The organism is Cryobacterium inferilacus (assembly GCF_019599185.1).
In the GTDB taxonomy this organism is placed as follows: domain Bacteria; phylum Actinomycetota; class Actinomycetes; order Actinomycetales; family Microbacteriaceae; genus Cryobacterium; species Cryobacterium inferilacus.
The window spans coordinates 14,096-41,095 of sequence record NZ_JAIEUL010000004.1 but is presented as its reverse complement, the minus strand read 5'-3'; the positions used below and the strand labels follow the sequence as shown (position 1 = coordinate 41,095).

General features: G+C 70.8%; 29 protein-coding genes. 18 read left to right on the top strand and 11 right to left on the bottom strand.

Features of this window, described 5'->3' with window-relative positions; genetic code table 11:
- Positions 1-171: 171 nt before the first annotated feature.
- The 4 genes from K2F54_RS05100 to K2F54_RS05085 form a co-directional block, all read right to left on the bottom strand.
- Positions 172-1,215, bottom strand: a complete 1,044-nt coding sequence (locus K2F54_RS05100) for an NAD(P)-dependent alcohol dehydrogenase (protein ID WP_220604782.1) — start codon at positions 1,213-1,215, stop codon at positions 172-174.
- A gap of 148 nt (positions 1,216-1,363) precedes the next feature.
- On the bottom strand, positions 1,364-1,678 hold the full coding sequence (locus K2F54_RS05095; protein ID WP_220604781.1) for an AzlD domain-containing protein: 315 nt from the start codon (positions 1,676-1,678) through the stop codon (positions 1,364-1,366).
- Positions 1,675-2,436, bottom strand: a complete 762-nt coding sequence (locus K2F54_RS05090; RefSeq protein WP_220604780.1) for an AzlC family ABC transporter permease — start codon at positions 2,434-2,436, stop codon at positions 1,675-1,677. The genes K2F54_RS05095 and K2F54_RS05090 overlap by 4 nt, the downstream gene beginning before the upstream one ends.
- Positions 2,433-2,873 (bottom strand): Lrp/AsnC family transcriptional regulator, encoded by a 441-nt coding sequence (locus K2F54_RS05085; RefSeq protein WP_220604779.1) that lies wholly within the window; start codon positions 2,871-2,873, stop codon positions 2,433-2,435. The genes K2F54_RS05090 and K2F54_RS05085 overlap by 4 nt, the downstream gene beginning before the upstream one ends.
- Positions 2,874-2,941: 68 nt before the next feature.
- Between K2F54_RS05085 and K2F54_RS05080 the strand changes: the two genes are divergently transcribed.
- The 4 genes from K2F54_RS05080 to K2F54_RS05065 all read left to right on the top strand — a co-directional run bounded on the left by K2F54_RS05080 (position 2,942) and on the right by K2F54_RS05065 (position 7,171).
- Positions 2,942-3,589, top strand: a complete 648-nt coding sequence (locus K2F54_RS05080; protein ID WP_220604778.1) for a LysE family transporter — start codon at positions 2,942-2,944, stop codon at positions 3,587-3,589.
- Positions 3,590-3,692: 103 nt separating this feature from the next.
- Positions 3,693-4,892, top strand: a complete 1,200-nt coding sequence (nagA, locus tag K2F54_RS05075) for an N-acetylglucosamine-6-phosphate deacetylase (protein ID WP_308287522.1) — start codon at positions 3,693-3,695, stop codon at positions 4,890-4,892.
- Positions 4,893-4,957: 65 nt separating this feature from the next.
- The gene (locus K2F54_RS05070) at positions 4,958-5,485 is read left to right on the top strand and encodes a pyridoxine/pyridoxamine 5'-phosphate oxidase (protein ID WP_220604777.1); all 528 of its coding nucleotides are present in this window, start codon (positions 4,958-4,960) and stop codon (positions 5,483-5,485) included.
- A 129-nt stretch (positions 5,486-5,614) separates the two neighbouring features.
- Positions 5,615-7,171: an HNH endonuclease signature motif containing protein gene (locus K2F54_RS05065; protein WP_220604776.1), complete on the top strand. Its 1,557-nt coding sequence runs from the start codon at positions 5,615-5,617 to the stop codon at positions 7,169-7,171.
- On the opposite strand, the gene K2F54_RS05060 is transcribed toward K2F54_RS05065, so the two are convergent.
- Entirely contained in the window at positions 7,161-7,784 is a 624-nt protein-coding gene (locus K2F54_RS05060) for a superoxide dismutase (protein WP_220604775.1), read from the bottom strand. The two genes, K2F54_RS05065 and K2F54_RS05060, sit on opposite strands and share 11 nt — an antisense overlap.
- Before the next feature lie 32 nt (positions 7,785-7,816).
- Between K2F54_RS05060 and soxR the strand changes: the two genes are divergently transcribed.
- Both soxR and K2F54_RS05050 read left to right on the top strand, forming a co-directional pair.
- The gene (soxR, locus tag K2F54_RS05055) at positions 7,817-8,299 is read left to right on the top strand and encodes a redox-sensitive transcriptional activator SoxR (RefSeq protein ID WP_308287538.1); all 483 of its coding nucleotides are present in this window, start codon (positions 7,817-7,819) and stop codon (positions 8,297-8,299) included.
- Positions 8,300-8,351: 52 nt separating this feature from the next.
- Complete coding sequence (locus tag K2F54_RS05050) at positions 8,352-10,640, top strand: putative bifunctional diguanylate cyclase/phosphodiesterase (RefSeq protein WP_220604774.1); 2,289 nt, start codon at positions 8,352-8,354, stop codon at positions 10,638-10,640.
- A gap of 30 nt (positions 10,641-10,670) precedes the next feature.
- On the opposite strand, the gene K2F54_RS05045 is transcribed toward K2F54_RS05050, so the two are convergent.
- Complete coding sequence (locus tag K2F54_RS05045; RefSeq protein ID WP_220604773.1) at positions 10,671-11,084, bottom strand: SHOCT domain-containing protein; 414 nt, start codon at positions 11,082-11,084, stop codon at positions 10,671-10,673.
- A gap of 269 nt (positions 11,085-11,353) precedes the next feature.
- Here K2F54_RS05045 and K2F54_RS05040 point away from each other — a divergent pair, with 269 nt between their 5' ends.
- The 5 genes from K2F54_RS05040 (at position 11,354) to K2F54_RS05020 (ending at position 18,017) form a co-directional block, all read left to right on the top strand.
- Positions 11,354-12,922: a tetratricopeptide repeat-containing diguanylate cyclase gene (locus tag K2F54_RS05040; RefSeq protein ID WP_220604772.1), complete on the top strand. Its 1,569-nt coding sequence runs from the start codon at positions 11,354-11,356 to the stop codon at positions 12,920-12,922.
- 70 nt (positions 12,923-12,992) lie between these two features.
- Entirely contained in the window at positions 12,993-14,747 is a 1,755-nt protein-coding gene (locus K2F54_RS05035; protein ID WP_220604771.1) for a pyruvate dehydrogenase, read from the top strand.
- A gap of 134 nt (positions 14,748-14,881) precedes the next feature.
- Complete coding sequence (locus tag K2F54_RS05030) at positions 14,882-16,087, top strand: AI-2E family transporter (protein ID WP_308287521.1); 1,206 nt, start codon at positions 14,882-14,884, stop codon at positions 16,085-16,087.
- 104 nt (positions 16,088-16,191) lie between these two features.
- Positions 16,192-17,664 carry a dihydrolipoyl dehydrogenase family protein gene (locus K2F54_RS05025; RefSeq protein ID WP_220604769.1) on the top strand — a complete coding sequence of 491 codons (1,473 nt, stop codon included), beginning with the start codon at positions 16,192-16,194 and terminating at the stop codon, positions 17,662-17,664.
- Between the two features lie 125 nt (positions 17,665-17,789).
- Positions 17,790-18,017, top strand: coding sequence for a three-helix bundle dimerization domain-containing protein (locus K2F54_RS05020; RefSeq protein WP_220604768.1), 228 nt, complete (start codon positions 17,790-17,792; stop codon positions 18,015-18,017).
- Between the two features lie 22 nt (positions 18,018-18,039).
- Here K2F54_RS05020 and ppk2 read toward each other — a convergent pair whose 3' ends face one another.
- Positions 18,040-18,888: a polyphosphate kinase 2 gene (gene ppk2 / locus K2F54_RS05015; RefSeq protein ID WP_255576723.1), complete on the bottom strand. Its 849-nt coding sequence runs from the start codon at positions 18,886-18,888 to the stop codon at positions 18,040-18,042.
- Positions 18,889-19,029: 141 nt separating this feature from the next.
- Here ppk2 and K2F54_RS05010 point away from each other — a divergent pair, with 141 nt between their 5' ends.
- From K2F54_RS05010 to K2F54_RS04985, 6 genes are all read left to right on the top strand, one after another.
- Positions 19,030-19,419, top strand: a complete 390-nt coding sequence (locus tag K2F54_RS05010; protein WP_220604767.1) for a DUF6855 family protein — start codon at positions 19,030-19,032, stop codon at positions 19,417-19,419.
- A 102-nt stretch (positions 19,420-19,521) separates the two neighbouring features.
- Positions 19,522-19,881, top strand: coding sequence for a DUF6412 domain-containing protein (locus tag K2F54_RS05005; RefSeq protein ID WP_220604766.1), 360 nt, complete (start codon positions 19,522-19,524; stop codon positions 19,879-19,881).
- A gap of 91 nt (positions 19,882-19,972) precedes the next feature.
- Entirely contained in the window at positions 19,973-20,791 is an 819-nt protein-coding gene (locus tag K2F54_RS05000) for a YidC/Oxa1 family membrane protein insertase (RefSeq protein WP_220604765.1), read from the top strand.
- A 102-nt stretch (positions 20,792-20,893) separates the two neighbouring features.
- Positions 20,894-21,379 (top strand): SRPBCC family protein, encoded by a 486-nt coding sequence (locus tag K2F54_RS04995; protein WP_220604764.1) that lies wholly within the window; start codon positions 20,894-20,896, stop codon positions 21,377-21,379.
- A 62-nt stretch (positions 21,380-21,441) separates the two neighbouring features.
- On the top strand, positions 21,442-21,807 hold the full coding sequence (locus K2F54_RS04990; protein ID WP_308287520.1) for a PadR family transcriptional regulator: 366 nt from the start codon (positions 21,442-21,444) through the stop codon (positions 21,805-21,807).
- Positions 21,804-22,925 (top strand): hypothetical protein, encoded by a 1,122-nt coding sequence (locus tag K2F54_RS04985; protein WP_220604763.1) that lies wholly within the window; start codon positions 21,804-21,806, stop codon positions 22,923-22,925. The genes K2F54_RS04990 and K2F54_RS04985 overlap by 4 nt, the downstream gene beginning before the upstream one ends.
- A gap of 7 nt (positions 22,926-22,932) precedes the next feature.
- On the opposite strand, the gene K2F54_RS04980 is transcribed toward K2F54_RS04985, so the two are convergent.
- The 3 genes from K2F54_RS04980 to K2F54_RS04970 all read right to left on the bottom strand — a co-directional run bounded on the left by K2F54_RS04980 (position 22,933) and on the right by K2F54_RS04970 (position 25,269).
- Positions 22,933-23,835: an endo alpha-1,4 polygalactosaminidase gene (locus K2F54_RS04980; protein ID WP_220604762.1), complete on the bottom strand. Its 903-nt coding sequence runs from the start codon at positions 23,833-23,835 to the stop codon at positions 22,933-22,935.
- A gap of 25 nt (positions 23,836-23,860) precedes the next feature.
- Positions 23,861-24,361 carry a CarD family transcriptional regulator gene (locus tag K2F54_RS04975; protein WP_220604761.1) on the bottom strand — a complete coding sequence of 167 codons (501 nt, stop codon included), beginning with the start codon at positions 24,359-24,361 and terminating at the stop codon, positions 23,861-23,863.
- A gap of 200 nt (positions 24,362-24,561) precedes the next feature.
- Entirely contained in the window at positions 24,562-25,269 is a 708-nt protein-coding gene (locus K2F54_RS04970; RefSeq protein ID WP_220604760.1) for a potassium channel family protein, read from the bottom strand.
- A gap of 105 nt (positions 25,270-25,374) precedes the next feature.
- Between K2F54_RS04970 and K2F54_RS04965 the strand changes: the two genes are divergently transcribed.
- Positions 25,375-26,289 carry a hypothetical protein gene (locus K2F54_RS04965; RefSeq protein WP_220604759.1) on the top strand — a complete coding sequence of 305 codons (915 nt, stop codon included), beginning with the start codon at positions 25,375-25,377 and terminating at the stop codon, positions 26,287-26,289.
- On the opposite strand, the gene K2F54_RS04960 is transcribed toward K2F54_RS04965, so the two are convergent.
- Positions 26,286-26,927, bottom strand: coding sequence for a TetR/AcrR family transcriptional regulator (locus K2F54_RS04960; RefSeq protein ID WP_220604758.1), 642 nt, complete (start codon positions 26,925-26,927; stop codon positions 26,286-26,288). The two genes, K2F54_RS04965 and K2F54_RS04960, sit on opposite strands and share 4 nt — an antisense overlap.
- Positions 26,928-27,000: the final 73 nt, after the last annotated feature.

Genomic DNA, 27,000 nt, shown 5'->3' with positions numbered 1-27,000 from the left:
CCGATCGAGGATGAACCCGGTCGAACGGCGTGCGACTCCGGCCATGGATTGGGGCAGCGGAGTGGTCGGATCGTGATAAAGATCGACGCGCAAATACCTACACTAGCACATCCGTTCGATCACCGCTCGCGCGCCCTCGATGACTCGAGGGCGCGCCACGGGCGACGCGGCTCAGGCCAGGGTCGCGATGTCGATCACGAAGCGGTAGCGCACGTCCGATTTCAGCACGCGCTCGTAGGCCTCGTTGATGTAGTCCGCCGCGATGAGCTCGGTCTCCGGCGCGATGCCGTGCTCGGCGCAGAAATCGAGCATCTCCTGAGTTTCGCCGATGCTGCCGATGCCGGATGCCGCGTACGAGCGCCGGTTGCCCATGAGTCCGAAGACCGAGATGGGTAGCGGCTCGGCGGGGGCGCCGACGTTGACCATGGTGCCGTCCAGGCGCAGCAGCGAGAGGTAGGCCTGCAGGTCGACGGGGGCGCTGACTGTGTTGATGATGAGGTCGAACTCGTTCGCGAGGGTGTCGAAGGTCGACGCGTCGCTGGTCGCGTAGTACCGGTCGGCGCCGAAGCGGATGCCGTCGTCCTGCTTGCTCAGGGACTGGGAGAGCACCGTGACCTCGGCGCCCATGGCGTGAGCGATCTTGACGGCCATGTGACCTAGCCCGCCCATCCCGACGACGGCAACCTTCTTGCCAGGTCCCGCGTTCCAGTGTGCGAGCGGCGAGTAGGTGGTGATGCCGGCGCAGAGCAGGGGAGCGGCGGCTTCGAAGGGGATCGACTCGGGCACCTTGAGCACGAAGTCCTCGACCACCACGACGTGGGTGGAGTATCCGCCCTGGGTGATGGTGCCGTCCAGGTCCACCGCGGCATAGGTGCCGGTGTTGCCCTTCAGGCAGTAGTTCTGCATTCCGGCGAGGCAGTTGACGCACTCGCGGCAGGAGTTGACCATGCAGCCGACGCCGACACGGTCGCCCACCTGATGCAGCGACACCTCGGAGCCGACCTCGGTGACGATGCCGACGATTTCGTGGCCGACGACCTGCGGGTAGGCGATGGGCCCCCACTCGCCGCGCACGGTGTGGATGTCGGAGTGGCAGACCCCGGAGTACTTGATCTCGATCAGCACGTCACGGGCGCCGACGTCCCGTCGTTCGATGGTGGTCTTGATGAGGGGCGCGGTCGCGGAGGGCGCCGCGTAGGCGTTGACGGTGAGCATGTTTCTCCCTGAGATTAAAAGCGGAAGTCCCATCCAAGCATCCACGCCCCGGCCGCGGGGCCCTGGAACAGGTACCGTCAGGGCACCCCCAGCCGGGAATAATTCCGGGCACACCATCCACGAGCCGGCAGACCAGCCGTGAGAAGGGCTACGGCAGGCCGAGGAGGCGGAGTCCGGCCGCGGCAGCGGCACCCGCGATGACGACCACGAGGAACGGGGCGCGCAGCCAGAGGGCGACGGCCGCGGCGACGAGGGCGCCGAGCCGGGAGTCCAGGGCGATCGCCTGGCCGCTGGCCACCGCGTTGGCCACGGTGAGGGAGGCCAGCAGACCGATCGTCAGGGTGCCGGCCACGCGGGCCACCCGCGGGTTGGTCAGCCACTTCCGCGGCACCAGGTAGCCCACCAGTTTGGTGAGGAATCCGACGACACAGGCCACGACGACCCAGAACCAGAGGCCGCTCACGGGGCGGCCGTTCGGGTGGAGTCATCCGTGGGTGGATACGGGTCGATGTCGGGCTCCAGGCCCTCGCCCTCCGGGCCGGCGGCGTAACCGAACCAGCCGATCAGGGCGGCGACCACGGCCGCCACCAGGATGGGCACGCCAGGCGGCACGAACGGCACCGCGATCACGGTGGCCAGAGCGCAGGCCACGGCGATGGCGCCCGCCTCCCTGGACCGCAGTCGGGGCCAGAGCAGGGCGAGGAACGCGGCAACGGCCGCGCCGTCCAGACCCCAGCGCTTGGGGTCTCCGAGGGCGTCCCCGGCCAGGGCGCCGACCAGGGTGAACAGGTTCCAGAGCACGAAGATGCCCACGCCGGCCACCCAGAAGCCGCGGCGCTGCTCGACCGGGTCGGTCTGGCCGGTGCTGGTGGCCAGCGATTCGTCGATAGTGACGTGGGCGGCGGCCAGGCGGCGCCAGCCCCGCGGATGCAGCAGCACGTTCATCTGCATGCCGTAAACGGCATTGCGGATGCCCAGCAGCGCCGCCGCACTCGCCGCGGCCACGGGGGTGCCGCCGCCGGCGATCACCCCGATGAACGCGAACTGGGAACCGCCGGAGAACAGCAGCAGGCTCAGCAGCTGCGTCTGCCAGACATCCAGCCCGGAGGCGACGGAGAGCGCGCCGAAGGAGACCCCGTACAAGCCGGTGGCGACGGCGATGGACAACCCGACCCTGGCGCCGGGGGACTGAGCCAACGGGGTGGGCGCGGCCGGGTTCACTCCTGGGCCTCGGCCGGAGCGCGCAGGGCGAGCCGGGTCTGGGTCTGGCCGGCACCGGCCCGGGTCTTCAACCGGTTCAGCAGCGCGTTCAGCCGACCGGTGTCGGCGACCCGCACGTGCAGCAGGTAGTCGTACGGCCCGGTCACGTGCGCGGCGTCCCGCACCTCGGGTTCGGCAGTGGCGGCGCGCATGAATGTCTCGGAATCGGCGTCGGGTCGCAGCCGAACGTCGATGAACGCCTCCAGCCCGCTGGTGTCTGAGGCGAGATCGTCGGCGAGCACGGCACGGTAGCCCACGATCACGCCGGATGCCTCGAGCTTGCGCACCCGGGCCGACGCCGCGTTGGTGCTCAGGCCCACGGCCGCTCCGAGGGCACTGAACGAAATCCGGCCATCCCGGCGCAGGATGTCGAGTATTTCGCTGTCGAGATCGTCCATGCCGGGATTTTAGCCGTATCGCCGCGCGATCACCGGCCCGGGGCGCAGCGGGGGAGCAGGATCGGGCCATGGATGTCACCGTGGGCCCGCTGTTCCTCGGGGGAGTGCTGGCCGGCTGGGCTGTGGCCCTGCCCCTCGGCGCCATCGGGCTGCTCCTCGTGCGGGCGGCCCTGACCGGCGGATTCCGGGCGGGGGCGGTGGCCGCGCTCGCGGTCGCACTAGTCGACGGCCTGTACTGCCTGGCCGCCGTGGCACTCGGCGCCGTCGTGGCTCCCCTGGTCACGTCGTGGGGTGCGCTGCCGGGGGTGGCCGCCGGCCTGGTGCTGATCGGCCTGGGCGGGTTCGAGCTGATGCGCCCGGGGGCCGCGGGGGTGCGACCCGGCGACCCGGCGGGGCAACCGTCGCCCGGCCGCATCTTCGTCACGTTCGTCGGCCTCACGGCGATCAACCCGGCGACGCTGCTCTACTTCGCGGCCTTGACCGCCGCGCTGCCGCGTTCGCTCGGCCTGGACCGGGCCCCTGCGGTGTTCATCGCCGGAGTCGTCGCGGCCTCCCTGACCTGGCAGCTGATCCTGGCCGCGCTCGGCGCCGTCGGCCGTGGCCGCATCGGCGCCCGCGGCCGGGCGGTGCTGAGCGGATGCGGCTCCGGTCTGGTGGTGGCGCTCGGTGTGGCCGCGGTCGTGGCCGCGCTGGCCGCTGCGGCTGCCTCGGCGTAGTCGGCTCGGCCGTGCCGTGCCGGGGCACCTGCTGGTACGGTCCAAGTGCCCGCTGAACCCCGCTGCGACGGCCCAGACCGGGTCCCGATCCGAAAGACCGCCCGTGACCTCGCCATCACCAGACCCCGTGCCGCGCTGGGCCGACGCCGGACCGGGCACCGAGGCTCCACTACTGCTCTCCGCCGACGCCGTCCTGCTTCCGGGCGCAGAGCTCGGCCCCGGTTGGGTCGAGGTGCGCGACGGCCTGATCGTCGCCTGCGGCAGCGGTGAGCCGCCCCGGCCGGCGGATGCGCACCTGGCGGCCGGGGTGCTCGCGCCCGGCTTCATCGACGCGCACGCCCACGGCGGCGGTGGCGCGAGCTTCACCGATCCCGACCCGCGGGCCGCGGCCGAGCGGATCATCCGCACCCACCTCGCCCACGGCACCACCACGATGATGGCCAGCCTGGTCACCGCGCCGCTCGACCAGACCGAGCGGCTGGTCGGCGCGCTCGCCGGGCTGGTGCGAGACGGCCGGCTGGCCGGCATCCACCTGGAGGGCCCGTGGCTGAGCCCGGCGTACCGCGGCGCCCACGCCGAAGAGCTGCTGCGCCTGCCAGATCTCGCCGACCTGGATCTGCTGTTGCGGGCCGGTGCCGGCGCGGTGCGCATGGTCACCCTGGCGCCGGAGCTGCCGGGCGGACTGGCCGCCGTGACCCGCATCGTCGAGCACGGGGCGATCGCGGCCATCGGCCACACCGACGCCGACTACGACCAGACCGTGGCGGCCATCGCGGCCGGCGCGACCGCCGGCACGCACCTGTTCAACGCCATGAGCCCGCTGCACCACCGGCGGCCGGGAGCGACGCTGGCGTTGCTGGAGCATCCGGGTGTGTTCGTGGAAATCGTGGCGGACGGCGTGCACCTGCACCCGGCGGTCGTGCGCCTGCTCACCCAGGGCCAGGCCCGCCCGGTGCTCGTCACCGACGCCATGGCCGCGGCCGGGGCGACGGATGGTGACTACACCCTCGGCGGGCTGCCGGTGCGGGTGTCCGACGGTGCGGCACGGCTGGCCGACGGCACCATCGCCGGCAGCGTGCTCACCCTCGGCGCGGCCGTGCGCTACGCCGTGCTGACCGCGGGGGTGCCGCTGGCGCTCGCCCTGCGCTCGGCCACCGAGAACCCGGCCGATCTGCTCTCGCTCACCGACCGGGGCCGCATCCGCCCCGGCCTCCGCGCCGACCTGGTGCTCCTCGACCAGGGCCTGCACGTCACGGCCACCCTGCACCACGGCACCTGGGTCGACACCGCGTGTGAGCCGTGAGCCCGAGCGTCCCGCAATTCCGGGGCTGAGTCCCGGCTCGCAGGGCGGGTGGGTAGGCTCACGACGTGACCGACACCCTCCGGCGACGACTGCGCGCCCTGCCCGACTTCCCCGCCGACCTGCCGACGTTCGACCCGGCCACGGCCCCGACCGACCCCGCCGAGCTCTTCCTGCTCTGGCTGGACGAGGCGCTCACCGCCGGGGTGCACCAGCCGCACGCCTTCAGCCTGGCCACGGTCGGCGAAACGGGTGTGCCGTCGTCGCGCATGCTGATCCTCAAGGACCTCGACGCGGATGGGTGGCAGTTCGCGTCCGCCCGCACCTCTCGGAAGGGCCGCGAGCTGACCGAGAATCCGCGGGCGGCGATGAACTTCTACTGGCACGCACTGGGCAGGCAGGTGCGGGTGGTCGGCACCGTTGTCGAGCTCTCCGCCGACGCATCCGCCAGGGACTGGGCCGAACGGCCGGCCGCCGACCCCACGCCCAACCCGGCCTGGCAGCTCTACGCGGTGCAGCCCACCGAGGTCGAGTTCTGGCAGGCCAGCGCCGACCGCCGCCACATTCGCCACCGCTACGACAACCTGTTCGGGTAGGCGCCTCTGGCGCCTTGATCGAGACGTGCTGACCCCATCGCCGCTCCTCCATAGGTGGGTTCGTATCGGGTTCTCCACCAGTGATTCATTGGGGACGGGAGTGTCGGTGGTGCGTGGTTCTGTAGGCGTATGGCCACCTCGGATGCCACACCCCAACGCCTCCCCAACGACGCGGTTGACCCGCTCGCGCAGGCGATCAGCGCGGTCATTGACCCGCTGATCGAGAACGAGAAAGCCCTCGCCGGCTGCTACGCCGAACGGGTCCGGCTGCTGGCCGAACTGGACCGGCTCGGCCACGAACCCCGCATCCTCGCGGGGCTGCGGGGCGACCCGGTCGAGTCCGGCCATGGCGACCCGGACACGGCCGCGCACGGCCCGGCTTGGGATGATGGAGAACTCGCCCGGCGCACGATGGCGACGGAGGCGGCGATGGTGTTGCGGGTGCGCTCGAATACCGCCGGGAGCATGATCTTCGACGCCACCAGGCTGGCCGGGTCCCTGCCGGCGTTCCACGAGTCGTTGACGGCGGGCCGGATCACCTGGGGGCACGCCCTGAAGATGCTCGAACTCACGGTGAACCTGCCCGACGAGGTGCTGCCCCGGTTCGAGGCGGCGGTCTTGGGGGCGGCGGAGAAGCGCACCTCGACCCAGTTCGCCAAGGCTGCTCTCCGGATCCGGGAACGGATACACCCGGTCCCGTTGCAGGTCCGCGCCGACGCCGGCTTCGCGGCCCGAAGGGTGGTGCTCCGCCCCGACGCCGACGGGATGGCGTGGCTGAACGCCTACCTGAAGGCGGATGAGGCGCAGGCGGCGTATGACCGGCTCAGCCGTATCGCGGCCGACCTCGACCAGGACGAGAACGCTGCGAACGCCGCACCCGGCGCGGCCGAGGGCGGGGCCGCGGAGCCGGAGCAGACTCGGACGAAGGACCAGCGTCGCGCGGACGCCTACCGGGACCTTCTCCTGGACGGGGTCGGGCCGGGCGGGCTCGGCCACGGCATCCGCGGCACCGTCAACATCACAGTTCCGGCGTTAACGCTATTGGATCGCAGCGACGAACCCGCGATCCTTGAGGGGTACGGACCGATCGACCCGGAGACCGCCCGGCGGATTGCCGGAACGGCGACGAGTTGGACCCGCATCCTCACCCATCCGGAGACGGGGGCACGGCTTTCCGTGGGCAGCGAACAGTACACGCCGCCGGCGGATATGCGCCGGTACCTGCAGATCCGGGATGAGACCTGCCAGGGCGTCGGCTGCAACCGGCGGGCCACGTTGAGCGAGATCGACCACACCCAAGCCTGGAACACGGGCGGTAAGACCCACGTCGACAACCTCGTCTGCCTCTGCAAAGGCTGCCACCGACTCAAACACCAATCCAGCTTCACCACCCAGCAGGGGCCGGGCGGTGCCCTGACCTGGACCAGCCCCGGCGGCAAGAAATACAGCAACACACCCGTCACCCCCGGTGGCAAAGCATCCGAGCCACCGAGCGGCCCGATGCCCAACCCGCCCGTTCAGCTGGCCGACGAACCGCCGCCCTTCTCAGCGACGGCGGCGACGGCTACCGTGATGCGGCCCGCGTCAGCCTCGCGTTCTGTTGGCGGCGAGCCGGTCCGCAAGACGACAAAAGAGGGTGCCCGGCCAATGGCCGGGCACCCTTTCACGTCATGCTTTAGAGCGTGATGAGACCGGAGGTCGTGGTGCGCGCGGTTTCAAAGCGGGCGGACACGTTGGCCCAGTCGGTGACGGTCCAGAACGCCTTGACGTAGTCGGCGCGCACGTTCAGGTAGTCCAGGTAGTAGGCGTGCTCCCACACGTCGAGCATCAGCAGCGGCACAATGCCGGCGGGCAGGTTGCCCTGCTGGTCGTAGAGCTGCACGATGATGGGCTGCTGGCCCAGGGTGTCCCAGGCGAGGATCGACCAGCCGGAGCCCTGCACGCCCATGGCGACGGCGGTGAAGTGGGCCTGGAACTTCTCGAACGAACCGAAGGTGTCGTCGATGGCGGCCGCGAGCTCACCGGTGGGCGCGCCGCCACCGTTCGGGGACATGTTGGTCCAGAAGATGGAGTGGTTGACGTGGCCGCCGAGGTTGAAGGACAGGTCCTTCTGCAGCTTGTTGACGAAGGTGAGGTTGCCGGACTCGCGGGCCTCCGCGAGCTGGTCGAGAGCCGTGTTGGCGCCCGTCACGTAGGCCTGGTGGTGCTTGCTGTGGTGCAGCTCCATGATGCGTCCGCTGATGGCGGGCTCGAGGGCGGCGTAGTCATAGGTCAGCTGGGGAAGCGTGTATGCGGTCATTTGCATAAACTAGCGTCTCAAGTGCACTTGAGATCAAGGAGACACCACTGTCAGAGCACATCTCCAGCAAAGATCTCCTGCCCATCGGGCATATCGCCGCCCGCGCGGGCGTGGCCGTCTCCACCGTGCGGTACTACGAGACGCTGGGCCTGATCCCCGCCGTGCGCTCACACGGCAACGTGCGCCTGTTCCCACGGCACGTGTTGCGGCGCATCGCGTTGATCCAGGTGTCGGTGCGGTTCGGTATCTCCCTCGCCGAGGTGGCGGCCCTCCTGGCCGACCTGCCGGACCACCGACCGCCGAGCCGGGAGGAATGGAGCCGGATCTCCACCACCTGGGGCGAACACCTGGCCAGACAGCAGGCCGTTCTCGCACGGATGCAGGCCGAGCTCACCGGCTGCATCGGCTGCGGCTGCCTGTCGCAGACCCGCTGCGCGGTGGTGAACTCCGACGACCGCCTGCGCACCGACGGTTCGGGGCCCAGGCGGGTGCTCGAGGCGCGGGAGAACGACTGAGGTGCCTGCCGCCGATTGGTAGGCTGGCAGTCAAGACCTGAGGGAGAGTCACGTGCCGGAATCAGTGCGTGACCGAGTGCACATCGCGGGCCCGCGCCTGACGGTATCGAACGGGTTGCTCGTCGTCGTTTTCGCCCTCGTTGCCGCGTACACCGCCGGGTTGCTGCTCAACACCGGCGGGCCCAGCCTGCTGGTGGATGTCTGGCTGGGTGAACTCACCCAGTGGGTACCAGCGGTGGTCTTCTGGCTGGCCGTGGTGCGCACCCGGTTCGCCCGGGCCGACGTGCTGTTCGCCACCCTCGCGGTCACCTTCAATGCGGCCGCTGACACCTACTACGTGACGACGATGGATGCGGCCGGGGAACTGCCCTTCCCCTCCCCGGCCGACATCGGTTACCTGATGTTCTACCCGCTGATGCTCGCCGCGCTGATCGCCCTGCTGCGCCGGCAGATGCGCGGGTTGGCCTGGTCGGTTCTGCTCGACAGTGCGGTCGGCGCCCTCGGCTCCGCCGCCATCCTCGCCGCCCTGCTCGGCCCCGTGCTCGTCTCGGCGGTCAACGAGCCCGAGGTCCTGGCCACGGCCGTCGCGGTGGCCTATCCCGTTTTCGACCTGCTGCTCGTGGCCGCCATCGCCGGTATCGCCGCCTCGCCGGGGCTCACCGTCGGGCCGCGCTGGGCGTTTCTGGTCGGCGGCCTCGTCGTGTTCGCCGCCGCCGATATCGTGTACGCCCTCCTGGAGGTGAGCGGCACCTACATCGTCGGCCTGCCCCTCGACGCCGCCTGGGCGCTCGGCCTGGCGCTGATGGCGGTCTGGGTCGACGCGGCCGGTCGGCCCCGCCGCGGCCCGGTCGTCGCCAGCCGTCGACAGAGCTCGGCCGTGTCCGTGCCGGCCGTCGCGGTGGTGGCCGGACTGGGCGTGCTCATTCTCGGCACGCAGGTGGCGCAACCGCTCGCCGCCGTCATCCTGGCCAGCCTGACCGTGTCGCTGGCCGCCATCCCGCTGGTCTTTCGTCAGCGGTTGCTGCGTCGGCAGGCCCGCACCGACGACCTCACCGGCCTGCCCAATCGGCGCGCCCTGTATACGGATGCGCCGGTGCAGCTCAGCTTCAGCAGCACCACGGCTCGGCAGCAGCACGGCGCGCTGCTGCTGCTCGACCTCGACCGGTTCAAGGAGGTCAACGACAGTCTCGGCCACGACGTCGGCGACCAGCTGCTGGTGCAGGTGAGCGCCAGGTTGCGTGCCGCCCTCCCGCGGCAGGCCACCCTCGCCCGGCTGGGCGGCGACGAGTTCGCGGTGCTCGTCACCGAGTCCGGCGAAGCGGAGGCCACCGCCCTGGCGTTCGCGCTACGCGAGGCGCTGAGCCGACCGTTCCTGCTCACCGGTCTCGCCGTGGAAACCAGCGCCAGCATCGGCATCGCGCTGTTCCCCGAACAAGGCCACAACCTGAGCACGCTCATGCGTCGCGCCGACATGGCGATGTACAAGGCCAAGTCCAGCCGGGTCGGCGCCCACGTCTTCACGACCGAAGACGACAGCCACGGCGAGGCCCGGCTACGCACGCTCCAGGAGCTGCGGCTGGCCCTCAGCGACGACCAGCTCCTCGTCTACTACCAGCCCAAGGTGAGCCTGGACACCGGAGCGGTGACCGGCGTGGAGGCGCTGGTGCGCTGGCAACACCCCGACCGCGGCCTGCTGCTGCCGGAGGACTTCCTCGATCTCGTCGAGGAATCCGGCCTCATCCACGACCTGACCCGGATCGTGCTGACCAAGGCCCTCGATCAGGCCGTGCGGTGGGAGGCCGACGGGCATGCCCTCACCATCGCGGTCAACATGTCGGCGAGCTCACTGGTCAACGTCGAGCTTCCGGACAAGATCGTGCGCATGATCGCCGACCGGGGGCTGCCGGCCTCGGCGCTGATGCTCGAGATCACCGAGGACTACCTGATGAGCGACCGGGAGCGCGCCAGAGCGGTGCTCACCCGGCTGCGCGCCGCGGGCATCCAGATCGCGGTGGATGACTTCGGCACCGGGTACAGCTCGCTGTCCTACCTGCGTGACCTGCCCATCGACGAACTCAAGCTCGACCGCTCGTTCGTGCTGCCGATGAACGACGATGCCAGGGCGGCGTCGCTCGTGGCGTCCACCATCGACCTGGCCCACAGCCTGGGCCTGCGGATGGTGGCCGAGGGCGTCGAGACCGGTTCCGCCTACGACGAACTGGCCCGGTACGGCTGCGACCATGCCCAGGGTTTCTTCATGTCGCAGCCCATCCCCGCTGCCGACCTCAACCTGTGGCTGGCAGCGCGCCGCACGACCGAACCGGACGCGTCACGCCCCTAGGCGCGCGGCATCCGGCCGGCCGGTGACGGATCAGACGACGTCGGACCGCGCCTGGGTGTTGCCCAGGGCCCGGTCCTTGAGTACCGCGTATTCGCCCTCGGTGATCGCGCCGGAGTCCAGAAGTTGCTTGGCCTGCGCGATGTCCTGGGCGGGATTGGCGCCGGCGACCGACCGGATGTATTCGTCGGTGTCACGCTTCTGCGCCATGCCGGCGCTGATCTGGCGCTCCGCCATGGTGCGCCCGCGGGCGATCACGTACACGAGCACCGTCAGGATCGGGACGAAGACCAGGAAGATCAACCAGACGGCCTTGATCCAGCCGTTCATCGAGCGGTCCCGGAAGATGTCACCGATCACCGCGAAGAGGGCGAACAGATAGGACACGAAAACAAATGTCCAGAAGAAGAACCCGATGAAATCCCAAAAGCTCGACCAGAAACTCATGGCGGCACCTTTCTCACTGCATTCCGACCGGGGTCCTGCCGCCGCAGGGGCGACGTGGAACAGTCCTCGGCTGCAGATCACGCTAATCACGCCCCCAGGGTTCTGGATCACCCGGAACGGGTGAGAACGGGTGAGGCGTGCCGGGCGTGGCAGCGCGGCCGTGTACCGGGTGCCGGCCGCCGGTCGGCCCACTAGGCTGAGCCACACGGTGCGTTCGATCCATCGGAGATCCCTCTCCTGGAAGCTCGATTGTCGGTTTACAGGCTGTGATGGGGCGGATTCTGATGGTGGTGGTGGAACACACGTCGAGTGACGCGCGCCTCGCCTGGGTGGAGCGCCAGTTCTGGATCGATCAGGATGTGGCCCTCGCCGCGGCCGAGGACTGGCTGGCCGAACTGGATCCGGCGGATGACGGTGCCCTGCGTCGCCGGCTCGAGGTGCAGCGGGCGTCGATCATGACCCGCCGCGGCGACCCGCGGCAGGGCGCCGCCACCGTGCAACGCATCCTTGACTGGGCCGAGGAACACGGCGACCGCACCCTGCAGTCCCGGTGCCACGAGGTGCTCGGCTCCATCTTCGAACTCGTCGGCGATCGCGCCCTCGCGCTCGAGCACGCCGTGGCCACCAACGATCTGCTGGATGCGGACGAGAGTCCGCTGATGCGCTCCGCCGCCCGGCTCACCCTGGCCGATGCCCTGGGCTCGGCGGGGTCCTTCGACGAGTCCCGCCGGCGGTACGGCGAGGCGCTGCGGCTGGTGATCGACGACCCGGAGACGGGCATCCGCTACACAATTCTCAACAATCTGGCCTACACGGAGTATCTCGCAGACAACCAGGACGCCGCCCTGGCCGCGGTGGAGAACCTGATCGCCCTGTCGACGCTGCACGATCGGCCGATCGGCATGTACGCCCGCGACACCATCGCCAGGGTCTACCTCACCGCCGGCCGGCTCGACGAGGCCGAGGCCACCCTCCTGGCCGCGATGGAAGCCAAGCCGGTCGACTACCTGCCCGACAGCATCGCCGCCGCCCTCGTGACCCTCATCGAGACCTATCGCAGGCAGGGCTGCCTGGTCGAGGCGCAGACCGTCGTCGACCAGTGCCTGGCCCTCACCACCGAACACGGCCTGGTCCGCTGGGCCACCGAGGTGGCCAGGGAACAGGCCGAGATCTTTGCCGCGCTCGAGGACTACAAGGCCGCGTTCGAGGCCTACCGCAGCTACCACGCCCAGTCCGTCGCCCTCACCGCCGGCGAGAACGAATCCCGCGGAAGCATTCTCGAAGCGATGTTCCAGGCCGCCGAATCCCGCCGGGAAAGCGAACGCTACCGCGAGATGGCCCAGCGTGACCCGCTCACCGAGCTGCACAACCGGCGCTTCGCCGACGACCACCTCGGCACCCTGCTCACCGAGCTGCGCGAGGGCGGCCCGCCGGTGGCGATCGCGATGCTCGACGTCGACCACTTCAAGCGCATCAACGACGATCTCACCCACGCGGTGGGCGATCAGGTGCTGCAGGTGCTCGCCCGCATCCTGGCCGACCCGATGAAGCACCTCCCCGGCGGTATCGCCGCGCGTCTGGGCGGCGAGGAGTTCCTGCTGGTGATGCCGGGCGTCACGGCCGACGACGCCTTCGCCCTCTGCGAGAAGGTGCGCGCCGCCGTCGCCGGCTACGACTGGTCGGCCATCAACGCGGGCCTGCGGGTCACGGCGAGCCTCGGTGTGGCCGTCGCGCCGACGGATGCCGACACCGGTGCGGCGCTGTTGCGGGTGGCGGATGTGCGCATGTACGTGGCCAAGCGGGACGGCCGCAACCGTGTGGTCTTCCAGGGCGACTGACCCCGCCGTTCCGCTGTGAGTTCACTGACCGTACACCGATAGCCCCGCGCCGCCGCGGTTTACTGGACCGATGGCTCAGACTGTCGCAGACCAGCTCATCGCCCAACTCGTCGACGCCGGAGTGCGCCGCATCTACGGCATCGTGGGGGACAGCCTCAACCCCGTCGTCGACGCCGTGCGTCGCAGCGGCGGCTCCGCCAAGGGCGGCATCGACTGGGTGCACGTTCGCAACGAGGAGGCCGCGGCGTTCGCGGCGGGGGCCGAAGCCCAGCTCACCGGCCGGCTCGCCGTGTGCGCGGGCAGTTGCGGGCCGGGCAACCTGCACCTCATCAACGGGCTCTACGACGCTCACCGCACCGGGGCGCTCGTCCTGGCGATCGCCAGTCACATCCCCACCGGCCAGATCGGCAGCGGCTACTTCCAGGAGACCCATCCCGACCGGCTCTTCGTGGAGTGCTCGCACTACCGGGAACTGGTCTCCTCCGCCGAGCAGGCGCCGCGGGTGGTCAACGCGGCCATGCGGCACGCGGTCGCACTCGGCGGGGTCTCGGTGGTCACCCTGCCCGGTGACGTGGCCGAACTGCCTGCGGCGGGCACGGTTCCCCGGTTCGTCCTCCCCGGCCGCCCCACCGTGGTCCCCGCCGACGCCGACGTGGCCGCCCTGGCCGAGGCCATCAACGCGGCCGAGACCGTCGCGATCTTCGCCGGAGCCGGTGTCGCCGGCGCGCACGACGCCGTGGTCGACTTCGCCGACCTGGTGGCCGCCCCGGTCGGGCACAGCCTGCGCGGCAAGGAGTGGATCCAGTACGACAACCCGTTCGACGTGGGCATGACCGGCCTGCTCGGCTACGGCGCCGCGCACGCGGGCATCCACGACGCCGACCTGGTGCTGCTGCTCGGCACCGACTTCCCCTACGAACAGTTCCTGCCCGACGGCGACAAGGTCGTCATCGCCCAGGTCGACACCGACCCGTCCCACCTGGGCCGCCGGGTCAGCGTCACCCACCCGGTGCACGGCGACGTGGCGGCCACCCTGGCCGCCCTCACCGGCCTGGTGCGGAAGAAGACCGACCGGTCCTTCCTCGACGCCACCCTGAAGAAACACGAGAAACTGCTCAGCTCGGTGGTGGGCACCTACACGGATGTCGACCAGGGCCGGCCGATCCACCCGGAGTTCGCGGCGTCACTGCTGGACGAGCTCGTCGCCGACGACGCCATCGTCACCGCCGACACCGGCATGGGCAACGTCTGGCAGGCCCGGTATCTCACGCCCAACGGTCGGCGTCGGCTGATCGGCTCGTACCTGCACGGGTCGATGGCCAACGCCGTGCCGCAGGCCATCGGCGCGCAGGCCGCCTACCCCGACCGCCAGGTCGTCACGATCAGCGGCGACGGCGGCCTCGCCATGCTGCTCGGTGAGCTGATCACCATCGCCGCCCAGAACCTGCCGGTCAAGGTGGTGGTGTTCAACAACTCCACCCTGGGCCTGGTCAAGCTGGAGATGTTCGTCGACGGCATCCCGGACTTCGGTGTTGATGTGCCCGCCGTCGACTACGCCGCCGTGGCCACCGCGCTCGGCTTCCACGCCGTGCGGGTCGAGGACCCCCAGTTGTTACGGTCGGCGCTCACCGCGGCCTTCGCGCACGACGGCCCGGCCCTGGTCGACATCGTCACCGACCCGCTCGCGCTGTCGCTGCCGCCGACCGTGACGGCCAAGCAGGTGAAGGGCTTCGCGCTGGCCCTGTCGAAGACCGTGCTGAACGGCGGCGTCGGGGAGGCAGTGCAGATGGCGCGGTCCAACATCCGTCACCTGCCCGGCCTCTAACCGCACCCCGCCACCGCGGCTCACCCGAAACGGGTGACGCCGCGGTCGGGCGGGGCGGAGCACACTGTGCCTGACGCGAACTGATGCGGAGGGACCCCATGTGGCGACGCCGATCCAGGTCCACCCCGGGTGCGGTGAGCCCCTCGGCCGCCCGGGAGGCGCCGGGAGGTGAGCCGGCGATCGTCGCCCCACCCGTGATGTCCCACCGCAACACCTCCATCCTGGTCGGCCTGGGCGGCGCCACGGTCACGGTGTTCGGCCTGGCCGCCATCGCCGGCATCGCGGCGCCGATCCTGCTGGCGCTGGTGCTCACCATCTGCGCGCATCCGGTGCGCCGCGGCCTGGAACGGCGCGGCGTGCCGCGCGGACTGGCCACGGGGTCGGTGGTGGCGACGGTCTTCATCGTGCTGGCGGCATTCGTGGCCGCGTTCGGCCTGGCCCTGGGCCAGTTCGCCGCCCTGCTGCCCCAGTTCGCCAGCCAACTCAGCGACATCGGCACGACGGTCTCCGAGTGGCTCGCGACCCTCGGCTTCGGAACCGCGCAGGTGCAGGCGGTGGAGGACAGTTTCGACCCGAGCAACCTGGTGCCGGTCGTCTCCGGACTGTTCGGCAGCATCACGAACATCACCGTCGCGCTCGTCATCGTGCTCACCATGCTGATCCTGATGGCCGCGGATGCCGGCTACCTGCCCACGCTGCTCAGCCAGCTGCGGCCGACCCGGCCGACCCTGGTCGTGGCGCTCACCGACTTCGCCTCCAGTGTGCGCCGCTACATGGTGGCCACCACCCTTCTCGGCATCGCCCAGGGTGCGCTCAACGCCGTCGCGCTCATCCTGCTCGGGGTGCCAGGCGCCTTCCTCTGGGGGCTGCTGTCGTTCCTCTGCAGCTTCATCCCCAATGTCGGCTACTTCATCGCCATCATCCCGCCGACGGTGTTCGCGTTCCTCACCGGCGGTTGGGAGCTCGCCCTGCCCGTGATCGTGATCTACGCGATCATCAACGCCGTGGTGCAGTCGATCGTGCAGCCCCGGGTGGTGGGCAACGCCGTGGCGCTCAGTCAGTCGCTCACCTTCGCCTCGGTGCTGTTCTGGGCCATCGTGCTCGGCGCCATCGGGGCGATCCTGGCGATTCCGCTCACCCTGCTGATCCGCACCATCCTGGTGGATGCGGACCCTGCGGCCGCCTGGTGGCGGCCCCTGATCGGCGACCTCGACGAGACCCGCACGCTGATGAAGGTCGAGGACGCCCGGCAACGCGCCCTGCGGAAGGCCGGCCGGGCGGCCAAGGCGGATGCGGGGAAGGCCGCCAAGGCGAGCAGGACCGCAAGCCGGCGACCGTAGCCCTCACCGGGGCTCTGACGGTGCACTGACCGGCGCTCTCGTCAGGGGATTTCCCAGCACCCGGTGGCAGGATCAGTGATCCGTTCCGCTGCCAGGAGGTTTTCATGCCCGCTGATCCCGCCGCTTCCCCCGAGCCCCGTGCCCACTATGACGTGCTCGTGATCGGAGCCGGCCCGGCCGGCACCTCAGCGGCCCTCCGCGCGGCCGAGTTGGGCGCCGCGGTCGTCGTCGTCGAGTCCGATCGCACCGGCGGCACCTGCGTGAACACCGGCTGCGTGCCCACCCGGGCGCTCGCCAAGGCAGCCAGGCTGATGCGCGAGGTACGCACCGCCGAGACCTACGGCATCGAGGCCGCCATCACCCGGTTCGACTGGCGCACCACCGCCGCCAGGGTCACCGAGTCCGTCGACCGGGTACGCGCCATCAAGCGGGAGGCCGAGCGGTTCAGCGACGCCGGCATCGACCTGGTCTTGGAGGGCCGCGCCCGGTTCGTGAACCAGCACACGGTCGAACTCGAGAGCGGCCGCCGGATCAGCGCCGACAACATCCTGATCTGTGTCGGCGGCCACTCCCGTCGGCTGCCCATCCCCGGCGCCGAACTGGCCACGGTGCCGGAGCACGTGCTCACCCTGCCCGCCCTGCCCGAGCGCCTCGCGGTGATCGGCGGTGGAAACACCGGCGCCCAGCTCGTCACCATCTTCAGCTCGTTCGGCTCCCGGGTCACCCTTCTCGACGTGGCTCCGCGCATCCTGATGGCCTCGGACGCCGCGGTCTCCGAGGGCGTGACGACGGCGTTCCGTGAGCAGGGCACGACGGTGCAGACCGGCATCGACACGGTCGAATCCCTGGTGAAGCAGCCGGATGGCTCGATCACCCTCACCTGGCAGGTCGCCGGCGAGACCGTCGCCGCACCGTTCGACGCCGTGATCATGGCCACGGGCTGGCCGGCGGATGTCGACGATCTGGGTCTGGGCAACGCCGGCGTCACCACGGTGCGGTCGGCCATCCCGGTCGACCAGTACTTCCGCAGCGAGGTGTCGCACATCTTCGCCGTGGGCGACGCGAACGGCCGCGACATGCTCGTGCAGGCCGCGCAGTTCGAGGGCGAGGCCGCCGCCGAGAACGCCGTGCTGGGCACCAACCGGCGCACCCCTCACCACCTGCTGCCTGCGGGCGGGTTCACCGACCCCGACTACGCCGGGGTGGGGCTTACCGAAGAGCAGGCGCGGGCCCGCGACCCGCTCTGCGTGGTCGCCACGGTGCCGTACGCGAGCCTGGACCGGGCCGTGATCGACGACAGGGAGCGGGGCTTCCTGATGCTGATCTCCGACCGGCGCCGGGAGCTGATCCTGGGCGCGCACGCGGTGGGGGAGAACGCGATCGAGGTGGTGCAGTCGGTCACCACGGCCATCGCCGCGGGGGTGGACGTCGCCACGCTGGCGCACGTGCGGTTCGCCTACCCCACCTACAGCGCCATCATCGGCCTGGCCGCCCGCACCCTGCTCGCCGAGGCGGCCCCCGCCGCGGCCCCGGCCGCCCCGGCGTCGGCGGCATCAAGCCCGGCTGCCCCGCGGTAGCCCACCACACTGCTCAACTGTGCCGTACGGGTAACGGCTGTGGGGCTCTGCACGTGCGTGCAGGCCCCGGCCCCCGGCGGCCATTCGAGTTGACCGGATGCCCCGGGCGGTCGCAGACTGATGCCGTGGACAACGTTGAACGTCAGAACCATGAAGATCAGGCCGTCTCCCACGTCGTGGACCGTCTCGCCGAGAAGTTCCCGGCGCAGCCGCGGTCGGTGATCGAGAACGTCGTCACCGAGGAACGCCACCTGCTCGACGGCAAACCGATCCGCGAGTACGTGCCGGTTCTGATCGAACACGGGGCCAAGGCCCGGCTGCGCGAGTCCGCCGAACCCGCCCCGCTCGGCTGACCCGACTCGCTCGCCCTGCGGGTCAGCCCTTTTTCTTGCCCTTCGCCTCTGCGGCCAGCTCGGCGATACGCGCCGCGTGGTCGGGCACCGGCCGGTTCAGCTCGCGCGGCGGTCGCTCGTAGTCGGAGGCCGGCGGCCGGTGCGGGATGCGCACCAGCGGCGGTTCCATCTGCTCGTAGGGCACCATCGACAGGAAATGGCTGATCATGTTGAGGCGGGCGGCCCGTTTGTCTTCGCTCTCCACCACCCACCAGGGTGCCTCGGCGATGTCGGTGTGCACGAACATCTCGTCCTTCGCCTTCGAGTAGTCCACCCACTTGGTGATCGAGAGCACGTCGGTCTCCGAGAGCTTCCAGCGCCGCATCGGGTCTTTCAGCCGGGAGCGGAAGCGCAGCTCCTGCTCGTGATCAGACACCGAGAACCAGTACTTGAGCAGGATGATGCCGTCCTCGACGAGCATCCGTTCGAACAGGGGCGCCTGGTGCAGGAAACGCCGGTACTCGTCGGGGGTGCAGTAGCCCATCACCTTCTCGACGCCGGCCCGGTTGTACCAGGACCGGTCCATCAGCACGATCTCCCCGGCCGTGGGCAGGTGCTCGATGTAGCGCTGGAAGTACCACTGAGCGCGCTCACGGTCGGTGGGCACCGGCAGCGCCACGATCCGCGCAATGCGCGGGTTGAGGTACTCGGTGACCCGCTTGATCGCCGACCCCTTGCCGGCGGCATCGCGGCCCTCGAAGATCACCACGATCCGGGCACCGGACTCGCGCACCCACTCCTGCATGGTCACGAGGTCGGCCTGCAACCGGCGCAGCTCACCCTCATAGAGCTTCTTGTTCATGCGGGGTGTGGCGGCTGCCTTCTTGGCCATGGCGCGGTCCTTCCCGTGGTTCACGTGCGCTCAGCGTACCCGGTGCTGCTGGCGCCGACGTCGAGCCGCCCGGAGGATTTCGACCGGGCCTACACTGACCGATACCGGCCGGCATCCACTGGCCGAGGAGCGGGAGAGACCATGACCGAAGGAACCGCGGCCGAGCCGTGGCAGCTCACGACGCCGCCCGGCACCGCCAGCTACACGATGCACAGGGAGGGTGATGAGCTCGTCTGCCGGGTCGGCTCCACCACTTTGAAGTACCAGGCCAGGGCCATCGATGACCTACATGCCTGGCTCGTGGAACAGGGCGATTGGGTGCCGCTCGGCGCCAGCGACGAGAACAAGCCCGCCGTGGAGGGCAGCGTCGAGGCCTGGGGTCGGTCGGAGGACAACCCGGTTGGCGGCTGGTACGGCCTACGGAAGGGATATCGCGGCCGATTCGGCATGTACCTCCCCCCACTGTTGGAGCACCTCGGCCTGGTCGAACTGACCCACGACAAGCGCAATAACTCGGTGCGGGCCCTCTGACCCGAACCGCCACCCATCCCGTACAACTCCTGCCGCTGCACCTGGCCTGCACGCCCGGCCCCCAGCTAAACTGACGGGATTGACTGACCGAAAGGGGGTCGGATGCGCGCGCTGATGGTGACACTGCGTCTGGCGTCCCCGACCGCCCGATTGTCGGTGGCCCTGGGCCTCAGCCTCGGGGTCGGCCTCGGCGCGTTCTCCCTCGGCGCCCTCTCGCTCGACGGCCGCGGCTTCGGCGAACTTCTCGCCCTGGCCGCCATCGTCAGCCTGTGCGCCTCGGCCACGGCCGTCACCGGCGCCGCCCAGCAGGTGCTGGCGGTGCTGGTCATGGTGCTCACCGGCGCCCCGCGGCCCGGTGCCAGGCCCCACCCCGAGCTGGCCTCCCAGGTTGGCCAGAGCGTTCCGGATGCGCCGGGCAAGCCCCAGCCGCGCGCGCCGGGCCGCGCCCTCCCGGTCGCCTAGGGACCCTTCTCGCGCTGCACCCGCCGGGTGCGCGCTCCCTCTCGCGACCATACGGTTCCCCATTTTCCGTATTCCGACCGGGAGTCTTTCAATGAACATCTACGCCTTCGGCCCCATCGCGGCCGTGCTCGACCTGGCTTACGCCGTGCTGCACAACCTCACCCTGTTCCTCACCCCCGTCGCCGCCACGGATGCCGGTGCCCTCGCGATCGTGCTCGTCACCCTCGCCCTCCGGCTGCTGCTCGTCCCGGTGGGGGTGTCCCAGGCCCGCGCGCAGCGGGTGCGGCAACGTCTGGCCCCGCGCCTGGCCGAGCTGCGCCGCCGCCACGGCGCCTCACCCGAACGGCTGCAGCGCGAAACCGCCGCCCTGTACGCCGCCGAGAACGCCTCGCCCCTGGCCGGATGCCTGCCCCTGCTCGTGCAGGCCCCGATCGTCTCGATCGTCTACGGACTGTTCGTGCTGGGCGAGATCAACGGGCACGGCAACGCGCTGCTCGACGGCACGCTGCTGGGCAGCCCGCTGGGCACCAGCATCCTCACCGGGGTCACCGGCTGGGGTGCCGCCGCCGGCCCGGCGGTGCTGCTGGTCGGCGGGGGAGTGCTCGCCGTGCTGCTGGTCGCTCAGCTGCTCAGCCGCCGGGTGATGCTCGCGCAGTCCGCCACCGGTGCGCCGGCTCCGCAGGCTCCGACCTCGCAGGCTCCGGCTCCCGGCACACCGGCACTCACCCCGGGGGCGCAGGCCGCCCTGACCGGGGCGCTCAGCTGGTTGCCGCTGATCAGCGTGCTGTTCGCGGCGTTCGTGCCCCTGGCCGCGGCGCTGTACCTCACCGTGAGCGCGGTCTGGGGGGTGTGCGAACGTGCCCTGCTTTGGCGGCTGATGCGCCCGGCCGGCACCGCGTCGACACCTTGACCGCCGCCCGATCAGCGCGCATATTGACGGTGTCGAGTACCGCCGGGCAGCCCGGCCGCACTTGCCGGCCGCAGGCACCGGCTTCGAGAAAGGACCCCGAGCATGTTGGATACGACCACCGCCACCGGCAACCTGGTGCTCGAACGCGACTTCGCGGCCGGGCCAGACCGGGTGTACGCGGCCTTCACCGACCCCGACCTGCTGGCCCAGTGGTTCGGCCCGGCCGGCTTCCACGTTCCCCGCTCGACGGTGCGCATCAACCCCGTGCCCGGCGGGTCCTGGCGCCTGGTGATGGTGAACAACGACAATCCGGCCATCACCTCACCGGTCCACTCGGTGTTCACCGAGGTGCGCCCGAACGAGCGCCTGGTCGGCTACGAAGACGCGCGGGGCATGCCCGGGGTGCCGGACGGCACCCGACTCGTGCTCACGATCGATCTCGTGGCCGCCGGCAGCGGCACCCGGCTGCACCTGGAGCAGGGCCCGCTCCCGCGGGATCTGGCCGAGATGGGTGCCGTGGGCTGGCGGGAGTCCTTCGCCAAACTGGATGCGTTGCTCACGACGCTCGGTGCGTCGCGCGCGAGCTGAGCCCGGCCGGCCCCGGTCGCAACCGATTGACGCGCTATCTCTATATAGCTAGAGTTGCGCTCGTGACCCCGCTCTCGCGCCTGACCCCCGCTACCATCGACGTGCTCCGCGTCCTCCTCGACGATGGCGCCGCCGTCTGGGGGATGCTCGTGATCAAGCGCACCGGCCGCCCCGCAGGCAGCGTCTACCCCATTCTCGAGCGTCTCGAAAACGCCGGCTGGGCGACCTCGTCGTGGGAGCCGGACACCGACCGCTCCGGTCCCCGGCGCCGGCTGTACGCGCTCACCAGCGACGGCGGCGAGGCGGCGCGGAGCGCCGTGGCCCGGTTCGAGACCCGGGCAGAGCCGGCGACCCGGGCGAGCCGCGCGACGCGGCCGGGCCGGCCCGCGCGAGTGGCCCGGTTCACACCGGCGGGGGCCCGCGCATGATCGTCGACCTGCTGCTGCGCCTCCTGGCTCGGCTGCTGCCGCCGCTGGCGCGCATCCGGTATCTCGAAGAGTGGCGAGCGGATGCCGCCGGCGCGGCCGAGGCCGGCCTCTCCCGGCGCGATGTGCTGCTCGGTGCAGCCGCGCTCAGCCTCACCCTCGACCGCGACCTGCCCGCCCACTCCGGCGAAGCACGCGGCACACTGCCGCGCCGGCTGGCCCGCCGCGGTTTCGCCCTGGCCGCCGCCGCCGTGGTCATCCTGTTCGGCAGCTACTTCACCGGCGGCGGCATCGTGCCGCAGGGTGAGGCGGCCACGGCCGGTGTGGTCGCTGCGCTGCAGACCGCCGGATGGCTCGTGCTGCGTCTGGCGGTTCTGCTCGCGGTGATCGCGGCCCTCTATCTGGCCGGCGCCGCCCGGGTGGCCGCGACCCGTACCGCCAGCGTCACCCTGCTCGCGGCGATCCTGGGCCCAGCGCTCGTGCTCGCCGCGGCGCTGGTGCCCGGGCTGCCGGCCTGGCTCTCGGCCGTCGGTTTCCTCGTCATCGTCGCGGCCCTCGCCGGCGGGATCGTGGTGCTCGGCGGCTCGATGCCAATCGGGCTGAAGGACCGCACCGCGGTACGCCGGCGGCGGGTTCCCGTCGCCGTGCTCGGCGCGGCCGCGGTGATCGCGGTCGTCGTGGTCGGCGCCATCGACCTGTTGGTCTGGAACCCGGAGGCGAAGGTGCCCGGCACCGACCTGGCCACCATCTACGCCCTGATGGCGTCGCGGGACGGTTTCAGCCTCACCACCACCGCCGTGCTGATCGGTATCTGGGCCCTGTTCTGGTCGCTGGCGGCCCTCATCGTGCTGGCCGCGGCCGCCCATCCCCGCGCCGCAGCCCTCACCCCGCGCCGGCTCGCGATCGTGCTCCTCGGCCTGGTCGGCGGTGCGATCTTCTTCAGGTTCTTCGCCGGCTTCGGCATCGGCATGTCCATCGCCGACAGCTTCATGACCAGCGGGGGCGACGTATCGGTGGTCTCGGCCGTGCTGCCGTACGTGGGCCAGCTCGCCCTGGCCGGCGCGGCCGTGGCGTTCGGCTGGGCGCCGCGACTCGCTCCCCGCCAGCCGGCACCCGCCTGAGCGCCGGTCAGCAGCTCCGGTAGCGGTAGCCGGCGGTGCCGGGCGTCACGAGGTCCCGGTCGCGCAGAATCATCGAGCGCGGCCGGTCGGGCACGGCGCAGGCCGCGGCGAAGTCCTCCCGCAGGTCGTCGGCGTACTCGATCGCCAGCACGTGGTCGCCGTAGGCGGCGGTGTACAGCCCGCACTCCTGCCACCGGTCGCACTCCTCGGTGACGGCGAAGTCGAAGTCCCCGGCCAGCTCGGCCGCGAGGTCGGCGGTGTTCTTCTGGCCGATCGCCAGGCCCGCCTCGTGGGCAGTGGCCACGAACAGACGCGCCAGAGCGATGTTGTCGGCCGCGTCGAGCAGGCCGGCCGAGCGGGTGTACGAATCGAGGTTGTCGATCTCCACGGCGTCGAACCCGGCGGCGGCGCAGCCCTCGATCTGCGGTCGCAGCAGGGCCTCGATGCCCGCCCGCGAGTCGGCGCTGCCGGTGTCGAAGAGATACTCGTCCGGCCAGTTCTCGTCCTGCACCGGCTCGGTGCCGGCGGTGAGGATCAGTTCGGGGGAGTCCGCCCACAGCCGCTCGGACTCCGCCGGCTGGGTCTGGAATCCATTGAGGTAACAGATCGAGTAGAGGCCCGCGACCGCATCCGCGGTGCTGTCGCGCACGACGGTACGGATGCCGGCCGGCGGGTCGTATGCCCCGCCGAGCTGGTAGTCGAACCCGGCCCCGGCTGGTGGCAGGGTGACCGCGCCGGCGAGCGGCGCATCCGTGCTCGGCGCAGCCGTGGTCGTGCAGCCGGTCAGCGCGCCGGCCACCAGCAGAACCGGCAGCAGCGCCGCCACCAGCGCGCGCCTGTGGAACCGGTCACCGGGACGCGGCCGGCCTAACGCAGAAACGCGCCGCCGGGTGATCAACGGGGTGATCATCCGACGGCGCGCTGTAAGGCTGGGGCTAAGCGACTTCGGCGACGCTGGCGTTCAGCACGTCGTCGAGGGTGACGAAGGCTTCCTCTTCGGTGGACTTCTGCGCGAGCGCGAGCTCGGAGACGAGAACCTGACGGGCCTTGATGAGCATCCGCTTCTCGCCGGCGGAGACGCCGGAGATGCGGTCGCGGCGCCACAGGTCGCGAACGACCTCGCTGACGCGGTAGACGCTGCCGCTGCCCATCTTCTCGGTGTTGGCCTTGTACCGGCGCGACCAGTTGCTGGGCTCTTCTTCGACGTCGCTGCGGAGCACGTCGAAGACGGCCTCGACACCGGCGGCGTCGATGACGTCGCGCACACCGACGAGCTCGGCGTTATCGATGGGCAGGTTGATGGCCAGGTCGCTCTGGTGCACAGTGAGCGTGATGTAGCGCTTCTCGACACCCTTGATCGTGCGGGTGTCGACCGACGTGATCGTCGCTGCGCCGTGGTGGGGGTAGACGACGGTCTCGCCGACTTCGAAAATCATCTGATGCAGCCTCGTTATTCGTTAAGCGTGGTTGACGTATCACCCGGACGTCTGCGCGGGGCGCTGACGTGCTCCTCCACAGTGTCGACCAGCCGATTCGAGGTACCCGGGGCAGATCACCGGATACAACACGCGACTGAAAATGGCACAGCGGTTCGTTAAGGGTATTCAGAGAGTGTATCATTCCCGCCTCGTTGGCCCTATTCGGGTTTGGGGCCCTCGGTCGGCCGGTGGCGATCCGCCTCCAGGGCGCTCACCCGCTGCACGATCCACGACGACAACGTGGCCGTCAGCACACCCAGCACGGCCACCCCGCCGAGCATCAGGCCGGTGGCGATGCCCCGGCCGCGCAGGGTGACCGGCGTGAAATCGCCGTAGCCGACCGTGGTGATGGTCACCGCGGCCCACCACAGCGAATCGCCGAACGAGACGATGTTGGCGTTCGGCGCCGCCCGTTCGGCGTCGAACACCGCCAGCGCGGCGATATAGGTGACCAGGATCGCGGCCCCGGCGAGGTAGACCAGCACCCGGGCGCGAAAGGCCGTGCCGGCGGAGTGCTGGAACACCCGGCTGTGCGCCACGACCCGCAGCAGGCGCAGCGGCCGCAGTAGCGGCAGCAGTACGAAGAGCAGGTTCACCGGATGCCGCACCAGCCACTGCCACGGGCGGCGGGCCAGCACGATCTCCACCAGGTAACTCACCGGGAACAGCGCCCAACTGAGCACGATCACGACCCGCAGCACGTCGGCGGTGGCGACGTCGACATCGGCGATCACGGTGATCGAATAAGCGATCAGGAACAGGAGGGCCGCGATCGTCAGCGGCCAGTCCACGGCCCGCTGCCAGCGGGCCTGGCGTGGTCCGCCCCACGGATCCGCCCGGCTGTCGGTCGTGTCGGTCGCCGTCATGCGGGCATCCTGCCACCGGCGCCGGGGCCGGCCAATGGCGGGCGGCCGGGCGGGCGTGCCGTGCCGACGCACCGCCGGGCGGTCCGTGACGGTCCGTGGCAGGATGTGCGCATCAACGACGGGAGTGTCGTGGCCGACAGCCGGGAGAAGGAGCTGCAGGAGAGCAGCCGGGAGCAGGAGCTGCAGGAGAGACTGCGGGCCCTGCAGCGGCGGGCCTTCTCCGCCGAGGGGGATGCCGCGGGGGATGCCGCGGTGGCCGCGGCCATCCGGGCGGTGCAGGCCGAGATCGCGGCGGGCGGCCTCGCGGCGGGCAACCTCGCGGCGGGCGACCCGGCGACGGGCACGGCGGTGGGCGACCCGGCGACGGGCGGCAACCCACCCGGCCCGGTCGGAACGGATGCCGCCGGTCCCGACGGCCCCGCGCTCGTGGCCGGGCCGGCGGAGGCAGCCGCCCGGCCGCGCCGGCTCGGCTGGGGCCTGGCCGTCGCGGCGCTGCTGGGCGCGCTGGTGGGCACCGGCGCCACCCTGGCCATCCGCCCCGGCGCCGAGGGCGGTGTGCCCGGCGACTCCGCCACGGTGGCCGACGGTGTGGCCGACACCGAGGCGGCTGGCAGTAACGACCCCGTTCTGGTCGGCCAGGTTTTCGAGCGGCTGCAGACCGGCAGGGACATTCCCCGGGTGGAGATGCCGGAGGCGTTCCGGCCCGAGTCGTTCCGCTACCTGGGCTCGGCCGGCTGGACCGACGCCGACGACGACGGTGTGACGGATTCGCCGTACTACGCCGCGCGGGGGCCGTCGGATGTCGTCTGTCTCGTCGTGGTGCCGGAGGGCAGCGGCTACCTCTCCACCTGCGCCCCCGAGTCCGCCTACCCGCGTGCCGGGTTGCGTCTGGCCTGGCAGAGCACCGACCTGCACCCGGCCGTGCCGGACGGCACGAGCACGGTGCTGGACATCAGCGTGGCCTGGCTGCGCAACGCCATGGTGGAGACGCGCGGGGCCGGCCGTCCCGCCGAGCCCTAGAGCCCCTTCTCCACCATGTCGATCACCCGCACGATGAGCGTCTGCTTCACCGCATCCGGCAGGGCGCGCAGTGGCCCGTCGATGAACAGCTCGGCGAGCCCGTGCACCGACGACCAGGCCAGGAATTCCGCCGCCGGGCGACGCTCCGGTGGCAGCAGGCGTACGGTGACGAGGTCGTCGAGGGCCTGGCTGAGCAGTTGGAACGGGGTGAGCCCGCTGGCCCCCGCGCGGGCCGAGCTCGTGGCGCTCTCCATGTCGGAGGAGGCGGAGAATGCGGTTTGGAACTGGCCGGGTTGTTCGAGGGCGAAGCGCAGGTAGCCGGTGCCGACCGCCCGGAACCGCAACCGGGCCGCCTCTACCGGATCCGTCGTCGTGACCTGCGCCTGATCGGCCTCGATGGAGTACGCGACGAGCGCCTGGCAGCTCGAGCAGACGGCATCCAGCAGCGCCTGGCGGTCGGCGAAGTGCCGGTAGGCGGCGTTGGGCGTCACGCCGGCGCGGCGGGTCGCCTCCCGGAGCACTACGGCGGCCGGACCGCCCTCGCGCGCGAGGTCGACCCCGGCCTCGATCAGGGCCCGGCGCAGGTCACCGTGCCGGTACGAAGTTCGTACCGTCGAATTCGCGTTACCCGTTGCCACGCTGCCTCCGGTTGGTTACGATAAAAGCTCACATGTGGACATCGTCTACATATCAGCATACCCACCCGATTCG

Bases quoted from the DNA above. Each gene is read 5' to 3' on its own strand.
- K2F54_RS05100 (WP_220604782.1), bottom strand. From the start codon at position 1,215: ATGCTCACCGTCAACGCCTACGCGGCGCCCTCCGCGACCGCGCCCCTC.
- K2F54_RS05085 (WP_220604779.1), bottom strand. From the start codon at position 2,873: ATGGACGATCTCGACAGCGAAATACTCGACATCCTGCGCCGGGATGGC.
- K2F54_RS05080 (WP_220604778.1), top strand. From the start codon at position 2,942: ATGGATGTCACCGTGGGCCCGCTGTTCCTCGGGGGAGTGCTGGCCGGC.
- K2F54_RS05065 (WP_220604776.1), top strand. From the start codon at position 5,615: ATGGCCACCTCGGATGCCACACCCCAACGCCTCCCCAACGACGCGGTT.
- K2F54_RS05060 (WP_220604775.1), bottom strand. From the start codon at position 7,784: ATGACCGCATACACGCTTCCCCAGCTGACCTATGACTACGCCGCCCTC.
- K2F54_RS05045 (WP_220604773.1), bottom strand. From the start codon at position 11,084: ATGAGTTTCTGGTCGAGCTTTTGGGATTTCATCGGGTTCTTCTTCTGG.
- K2F54_RS05040 (WP_220604772.1), top strand. From the start codon at position 11,354: ATGGGGCGGATTCTGATGGTGGTGGTGGAACACACGTCGAGTGACGCG.
- K2F54_RS05035 (WP_220604771.1), top strand. From the start codon at position 12,993: ATGGCTCAGACTGTCGCAGACCAGCTCATCGCCCAACTCGTCGACGCC.
- K2F54_RS05025 (WP_220604769.1), top strand. From the start codon at position 16,192: ATGCCCGCTGATCCCGCCGCTTCCCCCGAGCCCCGTGCCCACTATGAC.
- ppk2 (WP_255576723.1), bottom strand. From the start codon at position 18,888: ATGGCCAAGAAGGCAGCCGCCACACCCCGCATGAACAAGAAGCTCTAT.
- K2F54_RS05010 (WP_220604767.1), top strand. From the start codon at position 19,030: ATGACCGAAGGAACCGCGGCCGAGCCGTGGCAGCTCACGACGCCGCCC.
- K2F54_RS05005 (WP_220604766.1), top strand. From the start codon at position 19,522: ATGCGCGCGCTGATGGTGACACTGCGTCTGGCGTCCCCGACCGCCCGA.
- K2F54_RS05000 (WP_220604765.1), top strand. From the start codon at position 19,973: ATGAACATCTACGCCTTCGGCCCCATCGCGGCCGTGCTCGACCTGGCT.
- K2F54_RS04995 (WP_220604764.1), top strand. From the start codon at position 20,894: ATGTTGGATACGACCACCGCCACCGGCAACCTGGTGCTCGAACGCGAC.
- K2F54_RS04985 (WP_220604763.1), top strand. From the start codon at position 21,804: ATGATCGTCGACCTGCTGCTGCGCCTCCTGGCTCGGCTGCTGCCGCCG.
- K2F54_RS04980 (WP_220604762.1), bottom strand. From the start codon at position 23,835: ATGATCACCCCGTTGATCACCCGGCGGCGCGTTTCTGCGTTAGGCCGG.
- K2F54_RS04975 (WP_220604761.1), bottom strand. From the start codon at position 24,361: ATGATTTTCGAAGTCGGCGAGACCGTCGTCTACCCCCACCACGGCGCA.
- K2F54_RS04970 (WP_220604760.1), bottom strand. From the start codon at position 25,269: ATGACGGCGACCGACACGACCGACAGCCGGGCGGATCCGTGGGGCGGA.